This is a genomic window from Pseudomonas fjordensis, from assembly GCF_976987115.1.
In genome coordinates, this window is the sequence record NZ_OZ336860.1 from 3967168 (window position 1) to 3982924 (window position 15757).

Consider the following 15757-nt stretch of genomic DNA (forward strand, 5'->3'; position numbering starts at 1 on the left):
TTGACGTTGGTTGCGACTGGAACGAAGTTGTCCCGAGGGACGGAAGCTAACCAGGTAACCCGGCTACACACTGATGGATCGTACAAAGGCCCACGACGCCCGAAGACCGTTCGCAGTTTGCCCTTACCTGCTCAACTCCCCCTTTGAGCCCCATCGTTCATCCCGTCGCCTCCCTCCGTCAGATTTGACTTGAACACCAAAGCTTCTGGTCAGCGAGCAACCCTACCCAGGCAACGAATGCCGGGCTGGCAAACGGATACTTCAAACAAGACGCGACGAGGTTTTTCCCCATGGCACTGACACGCGAACAGCAAATTGCAGCCCTTGAAAAAGACTGGGCTGAAAACCCACGCTGGAAAGGCGTAACCCGCGCTTATTCCGCTGCTGACGTCGTCCGCCTGCGTGGCTCGGTTCAACCTGAGCACACCTTTGCAAAACTCGGCGCCGAGAAGCTGTGGAACCTGGTCACCCAAGGTGCCAAGCCTTCTTTCCGTCCCGACAAAGATTTCGTCAACTGCATGGGCGCCCTCACTGGCGGCCAGGCAGTCCAGCAGGTAAAAGCCGGTATCCAGGCGATCTACCTGTCCGGCTGGCAAGTGGCAGCGGACAACAACTCCGCTGAATCCATGTACCCCGACCAATCGCTGTACCCGGTGGACTCGGTGCCAACCGTGGTCAAGCGCATCAACAACTCGTTCCGTCGTGCCGACCAGATCCAGTGGAAAGCCGGCAAGAACCCGGGCGATGAAGGCTACATCGACTACTTCGCGCCAATCGTGGCCGACGCCGAAGCCGGTTTCGGTGGCGTACTCAACGCCTACGAACTGATGAAGAGCATGATCGAGGCAGGCGCTGCCGGCGTGCACTTCGAAGACCAACTGGCTTCGGTGAAGAAATGCGGCCACATGGGCGGCAAGGTACTGGTACCGACCCAGGAAGCCGTACAGAAGCTGACCGCTGCTCGCCTGGCTGCTGACGTGGCCGGTACGCCAACCATCATCCTGGCCCGTACCGACGCCAACGCAGCAGACTTGCTGACCTCGGACTGCGACCCGTACGACCAGCCGTTCGTCACCGGCGAACGCACCCAGGAAGGCTTCTATAAAGTGCGCGCCGGTCTCGACCAGGCCATCGCCCGTGGCCTGGCTTACGCGCCATACGCCGACCTGATCTGGTGCGAAACCGCCAAGCCGGACCTGGACGAAGCACGCCGCTTTGCCGAAGCGATCAAGAAGGAATACCCGGACCAACTGCTGTCCTACAACTGCTCGCCTTCCTTCAACTGGAAGAAGAACCTGGACGACGCGACCATCGCCAAGTTCCAGCGCGAACTGTCGGCCATGGGCTACAAGCACCAGTTCATCACCCTGGCGGGCATCCACAACATGTGGCACAGCATGTTCAACCTGGCGCACGACTACGCTCGCAACGACATGACGGCCTACGTGAAGCTGCAGGAGCAGGAATTCGCTGACGCCGCCAAAGGCTACACCTTCGTGGCGCACCAGCAGGAAGTGGGCACCGGCTACTTCGACGACATGACCACCGTGATCCAGGGCGGCACCTCGTCCGTGACCGCGCTGACCGGTTCGACCGAAGAAGAACAGTTCCACTAAGTACCGCGTACACGGCCACTGCGGCCCCACGGAAGACCTAACCGCAGTGCCGCGCAACAATCACGCCCCGACTGGTTCGGGGCGTTTTTTTTGCCTTAAAAAAAGGCTCATAGCCCCCTGTAGGAGCGAGCTTGCTCGCGAAAAACCTGAGAGCACCGCTGGCTGGCGGGTTACCCGCGTTATCGTTGACGATTTTCGGGAGCAAGCTCGCTCCTACAGAGAGCGCGTGCATGAGCTTGGTTTTTGCGCAAAACATTGATCCAGAGCGGTATCCGCACAGGCCCAATCGGTTAAAAGGACCGTTGCGACAACTAAGCGACACTCAAGCAAGTAACGCTAACTTCCCGCGCCACATGAGAAACACTCGCTTAAACCCCGCGCAAACAATAGTCATTATCATTTGGCGCTTGAAAACTTCGTTACAGCTTAAACAAAACATATTTGATGAAAAGCCCGCTAATGCCCACACCACAAGGGCTACAGCCCCAAGAAGGTGCACTATGTGCTTATTCCACCGAATAATTTCGCCCTGGGAATTTTACTTGCCCGGTGTTTAGCCATAAAATCACCGCGATTGATTGCAGTGCGACATATCGTCACTGCATCGTTACTTTTTCGAGCTCAGAGACCTTTGCTCTCTGTTAAGGATTTCCAGCATGACCGACGCGACAGGACTCATGGCCCACAACTGGGGCTTTGCCATTTTCCTTCTCGGTGTTGTAGGCCTCTGCGCCTTCATGCTCGGCGTGTCCAGCCTCCTCGGGTCAAAAGCCTGGGGCCGCAGCAAAAACGAACCGTTCGAATCCGGCATGCTGCCTACAGGTGGCGCCCGCTTGCGGCTCTCAGCCAAATTCTATCTGGTCGCGATGTTGTTCGTGATCTTCGATATCGAAGCCCTCTTTCTCTTTGCATGGTCTGTGTCCGTCCGCGAAAGCGGCTGGACCGGATTCGTCGAAGCTCTCGTTTTCATAGCAATTCTGTTGGCAGGTCTTGTCTACCTGTTCCGAGTGGGCGCCCTTGACTGGGCTCCGGAAGCTCGTCGCAAGCGGCAGGCGAAGCTGAAACAATGAGGCTTTGGCAATGCAATACAATCTCACCAGGATCGACCCGGATGCTCCTAACGAGCAGTACCCCATCGGCGAACGGGAAACCGTTTCCGACCCGTTAGAAGACCAAGTCCACAAAAACATCTACATGGGCAAGCTGGAAGACGTGCTGAGTGGCGCGGTCAACTGGGGGCGTAAAAACTCCCTGTGGCCGTACAACTTCGGCCTTTCGTGCTGCTACGTGGAAATGACCACCGCCTTCACGGCGCCCCACGACATCGCGCGCTTTGGCGCCGAAGTTATCCGGGCCTCGCCGCGCCAGGCGGATTTCATGGTTATCGCCGGTACCTGCTTCATCAAGATGGCGCCGATCATCCAGCGTCTCTATGAGCAAATGCTCGAACCAAAATGGGTTATCTCCATGGGTTCGTGCGCCAACTCCGGTGGCATGTACGACATCTACTCGGTCGTTCAAGGGGTGGACAAGTTCCTGCCCGTGGACGTCTACGTGCCTGGCTGCCCGCCCCGTCCCGAAGCGTTCCTGCAAGGCTTGATGCTGTTGCAGGAATCGATTGGCAAGGAGCGTCGCCCACTGTCCTGGGTGGTCGGTGATCAAGGCGTTTATCGCGCCGAGATGCCGTCTCAAAAGGAACAGCGCCGCGAACAGCGAATCGCAGTCACCAACCTGCGCAGCCCCGACGAAGTCTGATCCAGCCCGCTTCTTTTATAGAACGAAAACCTGGCTTCATTCTTTACGTTGACCGAAAGCGATAAAAAACCATGACTACAGGCAGTGCTCTGTACATCCCGCCTTATAAGGCAGACGACCAGGATGTGGTTGTCGAACTCAATAACCGTTTTGGCCCTGACGCCTTCACCGCCCAGGCCACACGCACCGGCATGCCGGTGCTGTGGGTGGCGCGTGCCAGGCTCGTCGAAGTCCTGACCTTCCTGCGCAACCTGCCCAAGCCGTACGTCATGCTCTATGACCTGCATGGCGTGGACGAGCGTCTGCGGACCAAGCGCCAGGGGCTGCCGAGCGGCGCCGATTTCACCGTGTTCTACCACCTGATGTCGCTGGAACGTAACAGCGACGTGATGATCAAGGTTGCGCTGAGCGAGAGCGACCTGAGCATCCCGACCGTGACCGGTATCTGGCCGAACGCCAGCTGGTACGAGCGTGAAGTCTGGGACATGTTCGGTATCGACTTCCCGGGCCACCCGCACCTGACGCGCATCATGATGCCGCCGACTTGGGAAGGTCACCCGCTGCGCAAGGACTTCCCTGCACGCGCCACCGAATTCGACCCGTTCAGCCTCAACCTGGCCAAGCAGCAGTTGGAAGAAGAAGCCGCGCGCTTCCGCCCCGAAGACTGGGGCATGAAGCGTTCGGGCACCAACGAGGACTACATGTTCCTCAACCTGGGCCCGAACCACCCTTCGGCCCACGGTGCCTTCCGGATCATCCTGCAACTGGACGGCGAAGAGATCGTCGACTGCGTCCCGGACATCGGCTACCACCACCGTGGCGCCGAGAAGATGGCCGAGCGTCAGTCCTGGCACAGCTTCATCCCGTACACCGACCGTATCGACTACCTCGGCGGCGTGATGAACAACCTGCCGTACGTGCTCTCGGTCGAGAAGCTGGCCGGTATCAAGGTGCCAGACCGCGTCGACACCATCCGCATCATGATGGCCGAGTTCTTCCGGATCACCAGCCACCTGCTGTTCCTGGGTACCTATATCCAGGACGTCGGCGCCATGACTCCGGTGTTCTTCACCTTCACCGACCGTCAGCGCGCCTACAAGGTTATCGAAGCCATCACCGGTTTCCGCCTGCACCCGGCCTGGTACCGCATCGGCGGCGTAGCCCACGACCTGCCGAACGGCTGGGAGCGCCTGGTCAAGGAATTCATCGACTGGATGCCCAAGCGTCTGGACGAATACCAGAAAGCCGCCCTGGACAACAGCATCCTCAAAGGCCGCACCATCGGCGTTGCGCAGTACAACACCAAAGAGGCCCTGGAATGGGGCGTCACCGGTGCCGGCCTGCGCTCCACCGGTTGCGACTTCGACCTGCGTAAAGCGCGCCCGTACTCCGGCTACGAGAACTTCGAGTTCGAAGTACCGCTGGCGGCCAATGGCGATGCCTACGACCGTTGCATCGTGCGCGTCGAAGAAATGCGCCAGAGCCTGAAGATCATCGAGCAGTGCATGCGCAACATGCCGGCCGGCCCGTACAAGGCGGATCACCCGCTGACCACGCCGCCGCCAAAAGAACGCACGCTGCAGCACATCGAAACCCTGATCACGCACTTCCTGCAGGTTTCGTGGGGCCCGGTCATGCCGGCCAACGAATCCTTCCAGATGATCGAAGCGACCAAGGGTATCAACAGTTATTACCTGACGAGCGATGGCGGCACCATGAGCTACCGCACCCGGATTCGTACCCCAAGCTTTGCCCACTTGCAACAGATCCCTTCGGTGATCAAAGGCGAGATGGTCGCGGACTTGATTGCGTACCTGGGTAGTATCGATTTCGTTATGGCCGACGTGGACCGCTAAGCATGAACAGCACGCTTATCCAGACAGACCGTTTCACCTTGAGTGAAACCGAGCGCTCGGCCATCGAGCACGAGCTGCATCACTACGAAGACCCGCGCGCGGCGTCTATCGAAGCCTTGAAGATCGTCCAGAAGGAACGTGGCTGGGTGCCCGACGGCGCCCTCTACGCCATCGGCGAGATCCTCGGCATCCCCGCCAGCGACGTTGAAGGCGTGGCCACGTTCTACAGCCAGATCTTCCGCCAGCCGGTGGGCCGCCACATCATTCGCGTGTGCGACAGCATGGTCTGCTACATCGGCGGCCATGAGTCCGTGGTCAGCGAGATCCAGAACAAGCTGGGCATCGGCCTCGGCCAGACCACCCCGGACGGCCGCTTCACGCTGCTGCCGGTGTGCTGCCTGGGCAACTGCGACAAGGCGCCGGCGTTGATGATCGACGACGACACATTCGGTGACGTACAGCCCGCTGGCGTCACCCAATTGCTCGAGGGCTACCCATGACCCTGACTTCCTTCGGCCCGGCCAACCTGATCAAGCGTTCGGCCGAGACTCACCCCCTCACCTGGCGCCTGCGTGACGATGGCGAGCCGGTATGGCTCGACGAGTACCAGGCCAAGAACGGTTACGCGGCAGCGCGCAAAGCCTTCGCCGACATGGCCCAGGACGATATCGTCCAGACCGTGAAGGACGCCGGCCTCAAGGGTCGCGGCGGTGCGGGTTTCCCCACCGGCGTGAAGTGGGGCCTGATGCCCAAAGACGAATCCATCAACATCCGTTACCTGCTGTGCAACGCGGATGAAATGGAGCCCAACACCTGGAAAGACCGCATGCTGATGGAGCAACTGCCCCATCTGCTGATCGAAGGCATGCTGATCAGTGCCCGTGCGCTGAAAACCTACCGCGGCTACATCTTCCTGCGTGGCGAGTACACCACCGCCGCCAAGCACCTGAACCGTGCCGTGGAAGAAGCCAAAGCCGCCGGCTTGCTGGGCAAGAACATCCTCGGTTCCGGTTTCGACTTCGAACTGTTCGTGCACACCGGCGCCGGGCGTTATATCTGCGGTGAAGAAACCGCACTGATCAACTCCCTCGAAGGCCGCCGCGCCAACCCGCGCTCCAAGCCGCCCTTCCCTGCCGCCGTGGGCGTGTGGGGCAAGCCGACCTGCGTGAACAACGTCGAGACCCTGTGCAACGTGCCGGCGATCATCGCCGACGGCGTGGACTGGTACAAATCCCTGGCGCGCGAAGGTAGCGAAGACATGGGCACCAAGCTCATGGGCTTCTCCGGCAAGGTCAAGAACCCTGGCCTGTGGGAGCTGCCGTTCGGCGTGACCGCGCGCGAGCTGTTCGAGGACTACGCCGGCGGCATGCGCGACGGCTACACCTTGAAAGCTTGGCAGCCAGGCGGCGCCGGCACCGGTTTCCTGCTCCCTGAGCACCTCGATGCACAGATGTATGCCGGCGGCATTGGCAAGGTGGGTACCCGGATGGGTACTGGCCTGGCGATGGCAGTGGACAACACGGTGAACATGGTCTCGTTGCTGCGCAACATGGAGCAGTTCTTTGCCCGTGAATCCTGCGGCTTCTGCACCCCATGCCGCGACGGCCTGCCGTGGAGCGTCAAGCTGCTGATGGCCCTGGAAAACGGCGAAGGCCGCGAGGGTGATATCGAAACCCTGCTGGGCCTGGTCGGTTTCCTCGGCCCAGGCAAGACCTTCTGTGCTCACGCACCGGGCGCCGTGGAGCCATTGGGCAGCGCAATCAAATACTTCCGCTCGGAGTTCGAAGCCGGCATCGCGCCCACCAGCGCCGCCGTCCCGCCTCTGGCGAAGCCGATCGTAGTCGGCGCGTAACGCTTAAACAGGCGGAGGGTCCGTGCCCTTCGCCTGCTCATGTGCTGACGCCTTCAAGGCTGTGTAGATGCACATGAATAACAAGATTCCATTAGCCACGCCCGCTGACAACGGGCCAACGAAGAACTTTGAACCATGGCCACTATCCACGTAGACGGCAAAGCGCTCGAAGTCGATGGGGCAGACAACCTGTTACAGGCGTGTCTGTCACTCGGCCTCGACATCCCGTATTTCTGCTGGCACCCCGCGCTTGGTAGCGTCGGTGCCTGCCGCCAGTGTGCGGTCAAGCAATACACCGACGAGAACGACACCCGTGGTCGTATCGTCATGTCCTGCATGACCCCAGCCACCGACAACACCTGGATCTCCATCGACGATGAAGAATCCAAGGCGTTCCGCGCCAGCGTTGTCGAGTGGCTGATGACCAACCACCCCCACGACTGCCCGGTCTGTGAGGAAGGCGGTCACTGCCACCTGCAAGACATGACGGTGATGACCGGCCACAACGAGCGCCGTTATCGCTTCACCAAGCGCACCCACCAGAACCAGGACCTCGGCCCGTTCATTTCCCACGAAATGAACCGCTGCATCGCCTGCTACCGCTGCGTGCGCTTCTATAAAGACTACGCCGGCGGCACCGACCTGGGCGTGTTTGGCGCCCACGACAACGTGTACTTCGGTCGCGTTGAAGACGGCGTGCTCGAAAGCGAGTTCTCCGGCAACCTCACCGAGGTCTGCCCCACCGGGGTGTTCACCGACAAGACCCACTCCGAGCGCTACAACCGTAAGTGGGACATGCAATTTGCGCCAAGCATCTGCCATGGCTGCTCCAGCGGTTGCAACATCTCTCCGGGCGAGCGCTACGGTGAGCTGCGTCGTATCGAAAACCGCTTCAACGGTTCGGTCAACCAGTACTTCCTGTGCGACCGTGGCCGTTTCGGCTATGGCTACGTCAACCGCGAAGACCGCCCACGCCAGCCCCTGCTGGCCGATGGCGCCAAGCTGGGCCTGGACGCCGCGCTGGATAAAGCCGCCGACCTGTTGCGCGGCCGCACTATCGTGGGTATCGGTTCGCCACGCGCCAGCCTCGAAAGCAACTTCGCCTTGCGCGAGCTGGTAGGTGCCGAGCACTTCTACTGCGGTATCGAAGCCGGCGAGCTGGAGCGTATTCGCCTGGTCCTGCAAGTGCTGAACGACAGCCCGCTGCCCGTGCCGAACATGCGCGACATCGAAGACCACGATGCGATCTTCGTGCTCGGTGAAGACCTGACCCAGACCGCCGCGCGTATCGCCCTGTCTCTGCGTCAATCGGTCAAAGGCAAAGCCGAAGAAATGGCCGACGCCATGCGCGTGCAGCCTTGGCTCGACGCCGCCGTGAAGAACATCGGCCAGCACGCGCTGAACCCGCTGTTTATCGCGTCCCTGGCTGAAACCAAGCTCGACGACATCGCCGAAGAATGCGTGCACGCCGCGCCGGACGACCTGGCCCGCCTCGGTTTCGCCGTGGCCCACGCCCTCGACGCCAGCGCGCCTGCCGTTGAAGGCCTGGACGCTGAAGCCGTCGAGTTGGCCCAGCGCATTGCCGACGCCCTGCTGGCGGCCAAGCGCCCGTTGATCATTGCCGGTACCTCGTTGGGTTCCAAAGCGCTGATCGAAGCCGCTGCCAACATCGCCAAGGCCCTGAAGCTGCGCGACAAAAACGGTTCCATCAGCCTGGTAGTACCGGAAGCCAACAGCCTGGGCCTGGCCATGCTCGGTGGCGAGTCCGTGGACGCAGCGCTGCAAGCGGTGATCGACGGCAACGCCGACGCCATCGTGGTACTGGAAAACGACCTGTACACCCGCACCGCTGCGGCCAAGGTTGACGCTGCGCTCAACGCCGCCAAGGTGCTGATCGTCGCCGACCACCAGAAGACCGCCACCAGCGACCGCGCCGACCTGGTGCTGCCAGCCGCCACCTTCGCTGAAGGCGACGGTACCCTGGTCAGCCAGGAAGGCCGCGCCCAGCGCTTCTTCCAGGTGTTCGATCCGAAGTACATGGACGCCAGCATCCTGGTGCACGAAGGCTGGCGCTGGCTGCATGCCCTGCGCGCCACCCTGCTGAACCAGCCGATCGACTGGACCCAGCTCGACCACGTCACCGCTGCCACCGCCGCCAGCGCGCCGCAGCTTGCTCGTATCGTCGATGCCGCGCCATCTGCCGCGTTCCGCATCAAGGGCCTGAAACTGGCGCGTGAGCCGCTGCGCTACTCCGGTCGTACCGCCATGCGCGCCGACATCAGCGTGCACGAGCCGCGTACCCCGCAGGACAACGACACCGCGTTCGCCTTCTCCATGGAAGGTTACTCGGGTTCGGCCGAACCGCGTCAGCAGGTGCCGTTTGCCTGGTCGCCGGGCTGGAACTCGCCGCAGGCCTGGAACAAGTTCCAGGACGAAGTCGGTGGTCATATCCGCGCTGGCGACCCGGGCACCCGCCTGATCGAAACCAGCGGTGACTCGCTGAACTGGTTCGCTGCGGTACCGCGTCCGTTCAACCCGGCGCCGGGCACCTGGCAGGTCGTGCCGTTCTTCCACCTGTTCGGCAGCGAAGAAACCTCTTCCAAGGCCGCGCCGGTGCAAGAGCGCATTCCTACCGCTTACGTGTCCGTCGCCAAGTCCGAAGCCGACCGTCTGGGCGTCAACGACGGTGCGCTGCTCAGCCTCAACGTGGCCGGCCAGACCCTGCGTCTGCCGCTGCGTATCAATGACGAGCTGGGTGCCGGCCTGGTTGCACTGCCTAAAGGCATCGCCGGTATTCCGCCTGCCATTTTCGGCACAACCGTTGACGGTCTGCAGGAGGCAGCGCAATGACTTGGTTCACGCCGGAAGTAATTGACGTGATCATCTCGGTGGTCAAGGCCATCGTGATCCTGTTGGCCGTGGTCGTCGCGGGCGCCCTGCTCAGCTTCGTCGAACGTCGCCTGCTGGGCTGGTGGCAGGACCGTTACGGTCCGAACCGCGTTGGCCCGTTCGGCATGTTCCAGATCGCTGCCGACATGCTGAAAATGTTCTTCAAGGAAGACTGGACCCCGCCGTTTGCCGACAAGGTGATCTTCACCCTGGCACCGGTGGTGGCCATGAGCGCCTTGCTGATTGCCTTTGCGATCATCCCGATCACCCCGACCTGGGGCGTGGCGGACCTGAACATCGGCTTGCTGTTCTTCTTCGCCATGGCCGGTTTGTCGGTGTACGCGGTGCTGTTCGCCGGTTGGTCGAGCAACAACAAGTTCGCCCTGCTGGGCAGCTTGCGTGCCTCGGCGCAAACCGTATCCTATGAAGTGTTCATGGGGTTGGCACTGATGGGCATCGTGGTGCAGGTTGGCTCGTTCAACATGCGCGACATCGTCGAGTACCAGGCACAGAACCTGTGGTTCATCATTCCGCAGTTCTTCGGCTTCTGCACCTTCTTCATCGCTGGCGTGGCCGTGACTCACCGTCACCCCTTCGACCAGCCGGAAGCGGAACAGGAACTGGCCGACGGTTACCACATTGAATATGCCGGCATGAAGTGGGGCATGTTCTTCGTCGGTGAGTACATCGGCATCATCTTGATCTCGGCCCTGCTGGTCACGCTGTTCTTCGGCGGCTGGCACGGTCCGTTTGGCATCCTGCCGCAGTTGGCCTTCTTCTGGTTCTTCCTGAAGACCGCGTTCTTCATCATGCTGTTCATCCTGCTGCGCGCCTCGATTCCGCGCCCACGCTATGACCAGGTGATGGATTTCAGCTGGAGATTCTGCCTGCCGCTGACCCTGATCAATTTGCTGGTGACGGCTGCCGTCGTGTTGTTGAACACGCCCGCGGCCGCGGTTCAGTGAGGATTTGACCCATGTTCAAATATATTGGCGACATCGTTAAGGGTACCGGTACCCAGTTGCGAAGCCTGGTGATGGTGTTCGGTCACGGCTTTCGCAAACGCGACACCCTGCAATACCCCGAAGAAGCGGTGTACCTGCCGCCGCGCTATCGCGGCCGCATCGTACTGACCCGCGACCCCGACGGCGAAGAGCGTTGCGTAGCCTGCAACCTGTGCGCCGTGGCGTGCCCGGTGGGTTGCATTTCCCTGCAGAAAGCTGAAACCGAAGACGGTCGCTGGTACCCGGACTTCTTCCGCATCAACTTCTCGCGCTGCATTTTCTGCGGCCTCTGCGAGGAAGCTTGCCCGACCACCGCGATCCAGCTCACCCCGGATTTCGAGATGGCCGAGTTCAAACGTCAGGACCTGGTGTACGAGAAAGAAGATCTGCTGATCTCTGGTCCCGGTAAAAACCCTGATTACAACTTCTATCGTGTTGCAGGTATGGCCGTTGCCGGTAAGCCAAAAGGCGCCGCACAAAACGAAGCCGAGCCGATCAACGTGAAGAGCTTGCTGCCTTAAGGAAGAAAGATGGAATTCGCTTTCTATTTCGCATCGGGTATTGCAGTGGTGTCCACGCTTCGCGTGATCACCAACACTAACCCCGTGCACGCCCTGCTCTACCTGATCATTTCGCTGATCGCCGTGGCCATGACCTTTTTCAGCCTCGGCGCACCGTTCGCCGGTGTGCTGGAAGTGATCGCCTACGCCGGCGCCATCATGGTGCTGTTCGTGTTTGTGGTGATGATGCTCAACCTGGGGCCGGCTTCGGTCGCCCAGGAACGCGTCTGGCTCAAGCCCGGCATCTGGCTCGGCCCGGTTGTGCTCGCAGCCTTGCTGCTGGGTGAACTGCTGTATGTGCTGTTCGCTCACCAGAGCGGCCAGGCCATCGGCCACACCACCGTAGACGCGAAAGCCGTAGGCATCAGCCTGTTCGGTCCGTACCTGCTGGTGGTCGAACTGGCTTCGATGCTGCTGCTCGCCGCAGCCATCACTGCCTTCCACTTGGGCCGCAACGAAGCCAAGGAGCAATGACGATGCCTGCTATCCCTTTGGAGCATGGTCTGGCGGTCGCCGGCATCCTGTTCTGCCTTGGCCTGGTCGGCCTGATGGTTCGCCGTAACATTCTGTTCGTGTTGATGAGCCTGGAAATCATGATGAACGCCGCAGCACTGGCGTTCATCGTGGCAGGCGCACGTTGGGGCCAGCCGGATGGGCAAGTGATGTTCATCCTGGTGATCAGCCTGGCAGCCGCCGAAGCCAGTATTGGCCTGGCGATCCTGCTGCAGCTGTATCGTCGCTTCCACACGCTTGATATCGACGCTGCCAGTGAGATGCGCGGATGAACATGATCTTTCTGACTTTCGTATTCCCCCTGATCGGTTTCCTGCTGCTGTCGTTCTCTCGCGGGCGCTGGTCAGAAAACCTCTCGGCCTTGATCGGCGTGGGCTCCATCGGCCTGTCGGCCATCGTGGCCGCCTACGTCATCTGGCAATTCAACGTGGCACCGCCTGAAGGCGGTCACTACACCCTGGTGCTGTGGCAGTGGATGGCGGTTGAGGGCTTCAAGCCCAACTTCGCCCTCTACATCGATGGCCTGTCGATCACCATGCTTGGCGTGGTGGTGGGTGTGGGCTTCCTGATCCACCTGTTCGCGTCCTGGTACATGCGCGGTGAAGCGGGCTACTCGCGCTTCTTCTCGTACACCAACCTGTTTATCGCCAGCATGCTGTTCCTGGTGCTGGGCGATAACCTGTTGTTCCTGTACTTCGGCTGGGAAGGCGTGGGCCTGTGCTCGTACCTGTTGATCGGTTTCTACTACAGCAACCGCAACAACGGTAACGCGGCACTCAAGGCGTTTATCGTCACCCGCATCGGCGACGTGTTCATGGCCATCGGCCTGTTCATCCTGTTCCAACAGGTGGGCACGCTGAACATCCAGGAACTGCTGGTGCTGGCTCCGCAGAAATTCCAGGTCGGTGACTTCTGGATCACCCTGGCGACCCTGATGCTGCTGGGCGGCGCCGTGGGTAAATCTGCGCAACTGCCGCTGCAAACCTGGCTCGCGGATGCGATGGCCGGCCCTACCCCGGTATCGGCACTGATCCACGCCGCCACCATGGTAACCGCCGGTGTCTACCTGATCGCCCGTACCCACGGCCTGTTCACCCTGGCGCCGGACATCCTGCACCTGGTGGGCATCGTCGGCGGCGTGACCCTGGTACTGGCCGGCTTCGCCGCGCTGGTGCAGACCGACATCAAGCGTATCCTCGCCTACTCGACCATGAGCCAGATCGGCTACATGTTCCTGGCCCTGGGCGTTGGCGCCTGGGACGCGGCGATCTTCCACCTGATGACCCACGCGTTCTTCAAGGCCCTGCTGTTCCTCGCCTCCGGTGCGGTGATCGTGGCCTGCCACCACGAGCAGAACATCTTCAAGATGGGCGGCCTGTGGAAGAAACTGCCACTGGCCTACGCCAGCTTCATCGTCGGTGGTGCCGCACTGGCCGCCCTGCCGCTGGTGACCGCCGGCTTCTACTCCAAGGACGAGATCCTCTGGGAAGCTTTCGCCAGCGGTAACCAGAACCTGCTGTACGCAGGCCTGGTGGGTGCGTTCATGACCTCGCTGTACACCTTCCGCCTGATCTTCATCACCTTCCACGGTGAAGCCAAGACCGAAGCGCACGCAGGCCACGGCATCTCCCACTGGTTGCCACTGTCGGTGCTGATCATCCTGTCGACCTTCGTTGGCGCGATGATCACCCCGCCGCTGCACGGTGTGTTGCCACAAAGCGTCGGCCATGCCGGCGGCGAAGCCCAGCACAGCCTGGAAATCGCCTCGGGCGCCATCGCCATCGCCGGTATCCTGCTGGCGGCCCTGCTGTTCCTCGGCAAGCGTCGCTTCGTGACCGCCGTGGCCAACAGTGGCATTGGTCGCTTCCTGTCGGCCTGGTGGTTCGCTGCCTGGGGCTTCGATTGGATCTACGACAAACTGTTCGTCAAACCTTACCTTGCGATCAGCCACGTGCTGCGCAAAGACCCGCTCGACCAGACCATCGGTTTGATCCCGCGTGCCGCCAAGGCCGGTCACACCGCCCTGAGCCGCAGCGAGACCGGCCAATTGCGTTGGTATGCAGCGTCCATGGCGGCGGGTGCCGTTCTGGTGATCGGCGCCATCGTCGTGGTAGCGGTCTGACTATGTTTAAGTGCACTGCGTACTTTGCGAACTTGCGAAAGGAAACGAGCCCGTCATGATTCTGCCCTGGCTAATCCTGATCCCTTTTATCGGCGGCCTGCTCTGCTGGATGGGTGAACGCTTCGGCGCCACCCTCCCCCGCTGGATTGCGTTGCTGACCATGTCCCTGGAACTCGCGCTCGGCCTCTGGCTGTGGGCCCATGGTGACTATTCATTCGCTCCGGCACCGGGTGTCGACCCCACCTTCGCGCTTGAATTCAAGCACGTGTGGATCCAGCGCTTCGGCATCAACGTGCACCTGGCCCTCGACGGCCTGTCGCTGTTGATGATCCTGCTGACCGGTCTGCTGGGTATCCTCTCGGTACTCTGCTCCTGGAAAGAGATCCAGCGTCACGTGGGCTTCTTCCACCTGAACCTGATGTGGATCCTGGGCGGTGTTGTCGGCGTGTTCCTGGCGCTGGACCTGTTCATGTTCTTCTTCTTCTGGGAAATGATGCTGGTGCCGATGTACTTCCTCATCGCGCTCTGGGGTCACAGTTCTTCGGACGGCAAGAAAACCCGGATCTACGCGGCGACCAAGTTCTTCATCTTCACCCAGGCTTCCGGCCTGATCATGTTGGTGGCGATCCTGGGCCTGGTACTGGTCAACTTCAACAACACCGGCGTGATTACCTTCAACTACGCCGACCTGTTGAAAACCAAGATGTCGTTGACCACCGAGTACGTGCTGATGCTGGGCTTCTTCATCGCCTTCGCGGTGAAGCTGCCGGTAGTGCCGTTCCACTCCTGGTTGCCTGACGCTCACGCCCAGGCGCCGACTGCCGGCTCCGTGGACCTGGCCGGTATCCTGTTGAAGACCGCTGCCTACGGCCTGCTGCGTTTCGCCCTGCCGCTGTTCCCGAATGCTTCGGCCGAATTCGCGCCGATCGCCATGACCCTGGGTCTGATCGGGATCTTCTACGGTGCGTTCCTGGCCTTCGCGCAAACCGACATCAAGCGTCTGATTGCCTTCTCGTCCGTTTCCCACATGGGTTTCGTACTGATCGGCATCTACTCCGGCAGCCAACTGGCGCTGCAGGGCGCAGTGATCCAGATGTTGGCCCACGGTGTTTCGGCCGCTGCCCTCTTTATCCTGAGTGGTCAGCTGTACGAGCGTCTGCATACCCGTGACATGCGTGAAATGGGTGGCGTGTGGTCGCGCATCGCTTACCTGCCGGCTATCAGCCTGTTCTTCGCCGCCGCGTCGCTGGGCTTGCCGGGTACCGGTAACTTCATCGGCGAGTTCCTGATCCTGATGGGTGCCTTTGTGCAGACGCCGTGGATCAGCGCCATCGCCACCTCCGGCCTGGTGTTCGGTTCGGTCTACTCGCTGATCATGATCCACCGCGCCTATTTCGGCCCGGCCAAGTCCGACACCGTCCTGCAAGGCATGGACGCGCGCGAACTGATCATGGTGCTCGGCCTTGCGGTATTGCTGATTTTCATCGGCGTGTACCCGCAACCGTTCCTGGACACTTCTGCCGCAACGATGCATGGCGTGCAGCAGTGGTTCGGCACCGCCTTCTCCCAACTCGCTTCGGCCCGGTAAGA

13 protein-coding genes are annotated in these 15757 nt (G+C 61.0%); all 13 read left to right on the plus strand.

Annotated features, from left to right (window positions below; all coding sequences use genetic code 11):
- Positions 1-290: 290 nt before the first annotated feature.
- On the plus strand, positions 291-1616 hold the full coding sequence (gene aceA, locus ACWHXD_RS17865; protein WP_003174717.1) for an isocitrate lyase: 1326 nt from the start codon (positions 291-293) through the stop codon (positions 1614-1616).
- 656 nt (positions 1617-2272) lie between these two features.
- Positions 2273-2686 carry an NADH-quinone oxidoreductase subunit A gene (locus ACWHXD_RS17870; RefSeq protein ID WP_003192109.1) on the plus strand — a complete coding sequence of 138 codons (414 nt, stop codon included), beginning with the start codon at positions 2273-2275 and terminating at the stop codon, positions 2684-2686.
- A 10-nt stretch (positions 2687-2696) separates the two neighbouring features.
- The gene (locus ACWHXD_RS17875) at positions 2697-3371 is read left to right on the plus strand and encodes a NuoB/complex I 20 kDa subunit family protein (protein WP_003174719.1); all 675 of its coding nucleotides are present in this window, start codon (positions 2697-2699) and stop codon (positions 3369-3371) included.
- A 71-nt stretch (positions 3372-3442) separates the two neighbouring features.
- Positions 3443-5227 carry an NADH-quinone oxidoreductase subunit C/D gene (gene nuoC, locus ACWHXD_RS17880; protein ID WP_003192111.1) on the plus strand — a complete coding sequence of 595 codons (1785 nt, stop codon included), beginning with the start codon at positions 3443-3445 and terminating at the stop codon, positions 5225-5227.
- Positions 5228-5229: 2 nt separating this feature from the next.
- Entirely contained in the window at positions 5230-5727 is a 498-nt protein-coding gene (gene nuoE, locus ACWHXD_RS17885) for an NADH-quinone oxidoreductase subunit NuoE (RefSeq protein WP_003174721.1), read from the plus strand.
- Positions 5724-7079 (plus strand): NADH-quinone oxidoreductase subunit NuoF, encoded by a 1356-nt coding sequence (nuoF, locus tag ACWHXD_RS17890; RefSeq protein WP_032896666.1) that lies wholly within the window; start codon positions 5724-5726, stop codon positions 7077-7079. The genes nuoE and nuoF overlap by 4 nt, the downstream gene beginning before the upstream one ends.
- A 135-nt stretch (positions 7080-7214) precedes the next feature.
- A complete protein-coding gene (gene nuoG / locus ACWHXD_RS17895; protein WP_138761663.1) occupies positions 7215-9929 on the plus strand; it encodes an NADH-quinone oxidoreductase subunit NuoG in 2715 nt (904 codons plus the stop codon).
- Complete coding sequence (gene nuoH, locus ACWHXD_RS17900) at positions 9926-10933, plus strand: NADH-quinone oxidoreductase subunit NuoH (RefSeq protein WP_003174724.1); 1008 nt, start codon at positions 9926-9928, stop codon at positions 10931-10933. The genes nuoG and nuoH overlap by 4 nt, the downstream gene beginning before the upstream one ends.
- Before the next feature lie 11 nt (positions 10934-10944).
- Positions 10945-11493, plus strand: a complete 549-nt coding sequence (gene nuoI, locus ACWHXD_RS17905) for an NADH-quinone oxidoreductase subunit NuoI (RefSeq protein ID WP_003174725.1) — start codon at positions 10945-10947, stop codon at positions 11491-11493.
- 9 nt (positions 11494-11502) lie between these two features.
- Entirely contained in the window at positions 11503-12006 is a 504-nt protein-coding gene (nuoJ, locus tag ACWHXD_RS17910) for an NADH-quinone oxidoreductase subunit J (RefSeq protein ID WP_003174726.1), read from the plus strand.
- 2 nt (positions 12007-12008) lie between these two features.
- Entirely contained in the window at positions 12009-12317 is a 309-nt protein-coding gene (gene nuoK, locus ACWHXD_RS17915) for an NADH-quinone oxidoreductase subunit NuoK (RefSeq protein ID WP_003174727.1), read from the plus strand.
- Positions 12314-14167, plus strand: coding sequence for an NADH-quinone oxidoreductase subunit L (gene nuoL, locus ACWHXD_RS17920; RefSeq protein ID WP_014718912.1), 1854 nt, complete (start codon positions 12314-12316; stop codon positions 14165-14167). The genes nuoK and nuoL overlap by 4 nt, the downstream gene beginning before the upstream one ends.
- A gap of 55 nt (positions 14168-14222) precedes the next feature.
- Complete coding sequence (gene nuoM, locus ACWHXD_RS17925) at positions 14223-15755, plus strand: NADH-quinone oxidoreductase subunit M (RefSeq protein ID WP_014718913.1); 1533 nt, start codon at positions 14223-14225, stop codon at positions 15753-15755.
- The last annotated feature ends 2 nt before the right edge of the window (positions 15756-15757 follow it).

Bases quoted from the DNA above. Each gene is read 5' to 3' on its own strand.
- aceA (WP_003174717.1), top strand. From the start codon at position 291: ATGGCACTGACACGCGAACAGCAAATTGCAGCCCTTGAAAAAGACTGG.
- ACWHXD_RS17875 (WP_003174719.1), top strand. From the start codon at position 2,697: ATGCAATACAATCTCACCAGGATCGACCCGGATGCTCCTAACGAGCAG.
- nuoE (WP_003174721.1), top strand. From the start codon at position 5,230: ATGAACAGCACGCTTATCCAGACAGACCGTTTCACCTTGAGTGAAACC.
- nuoM (WP_014718913.1), top strand. From the start codon at position 14,223: ATGATTCTGCCCTGGCTAATCCTGATCCCTTTTATCGGCGGCCTGCTC.
- nuoI (WP_003174725.1), top strand. From the start codon at position 10,945: ATGTTCAAATATATTGGCGACATCGTTAAGGGTACCGGTACCCAGTTG.
- nuoJ (WP_003174726.1), top strand. From the start codon at position 11,503: ATGGAATTCGCTTTCTATTTCGCATCGGGTATTGCAGTGGTGTCCACG.
- nuoF (WP_032896666.1), top strand. From the start codon at position 5,724: ATGACCCTGACTTCCTTCGGCCCGGCCAACCTGATCAAGCGTTCGGCC.
- nuoG (WP_138761663.1), top strand. From the start codon at position 7,215: ATGGCCACTATCCACGTAGACGGCAAAGCGCTCGAAGTCGATGGGGCA.
- nuoH (WP_003174724.1), top strand. From the start codon at position 9,926: ATGACTTGGTTCACGCCGGAAGTAATTGACGTGATCATCTCGGTGGTC.
- nuoL (WP_014718912.1), top strand. From the start codon at position 12,314: ATGAACATGATCTTTCTGACTTTCGTATTCCCCCTGATCGGTTTCCTG.
- ACWHXD_RS17870 (WP_003192109.1), top strand. From the start codon at position 2,273: ATGACCGACGCGACAGGACTCATGGCCCACAACTGGGGCTTTGCCATT.
- nuoK (WP_003174727.1), top strand. From the start codon at position 12,009: ATGCCTGCTATCCCTTTGGAGCATGGTCTGGCGGTCGCCGGCATCCTG.
- nuoC (WP_003192111.1), top strand. From the start codon at position 3,443: ATGACTACAGGCAGTGCTCTGTACATCCCGCCTTATAAGGCAGACGAC.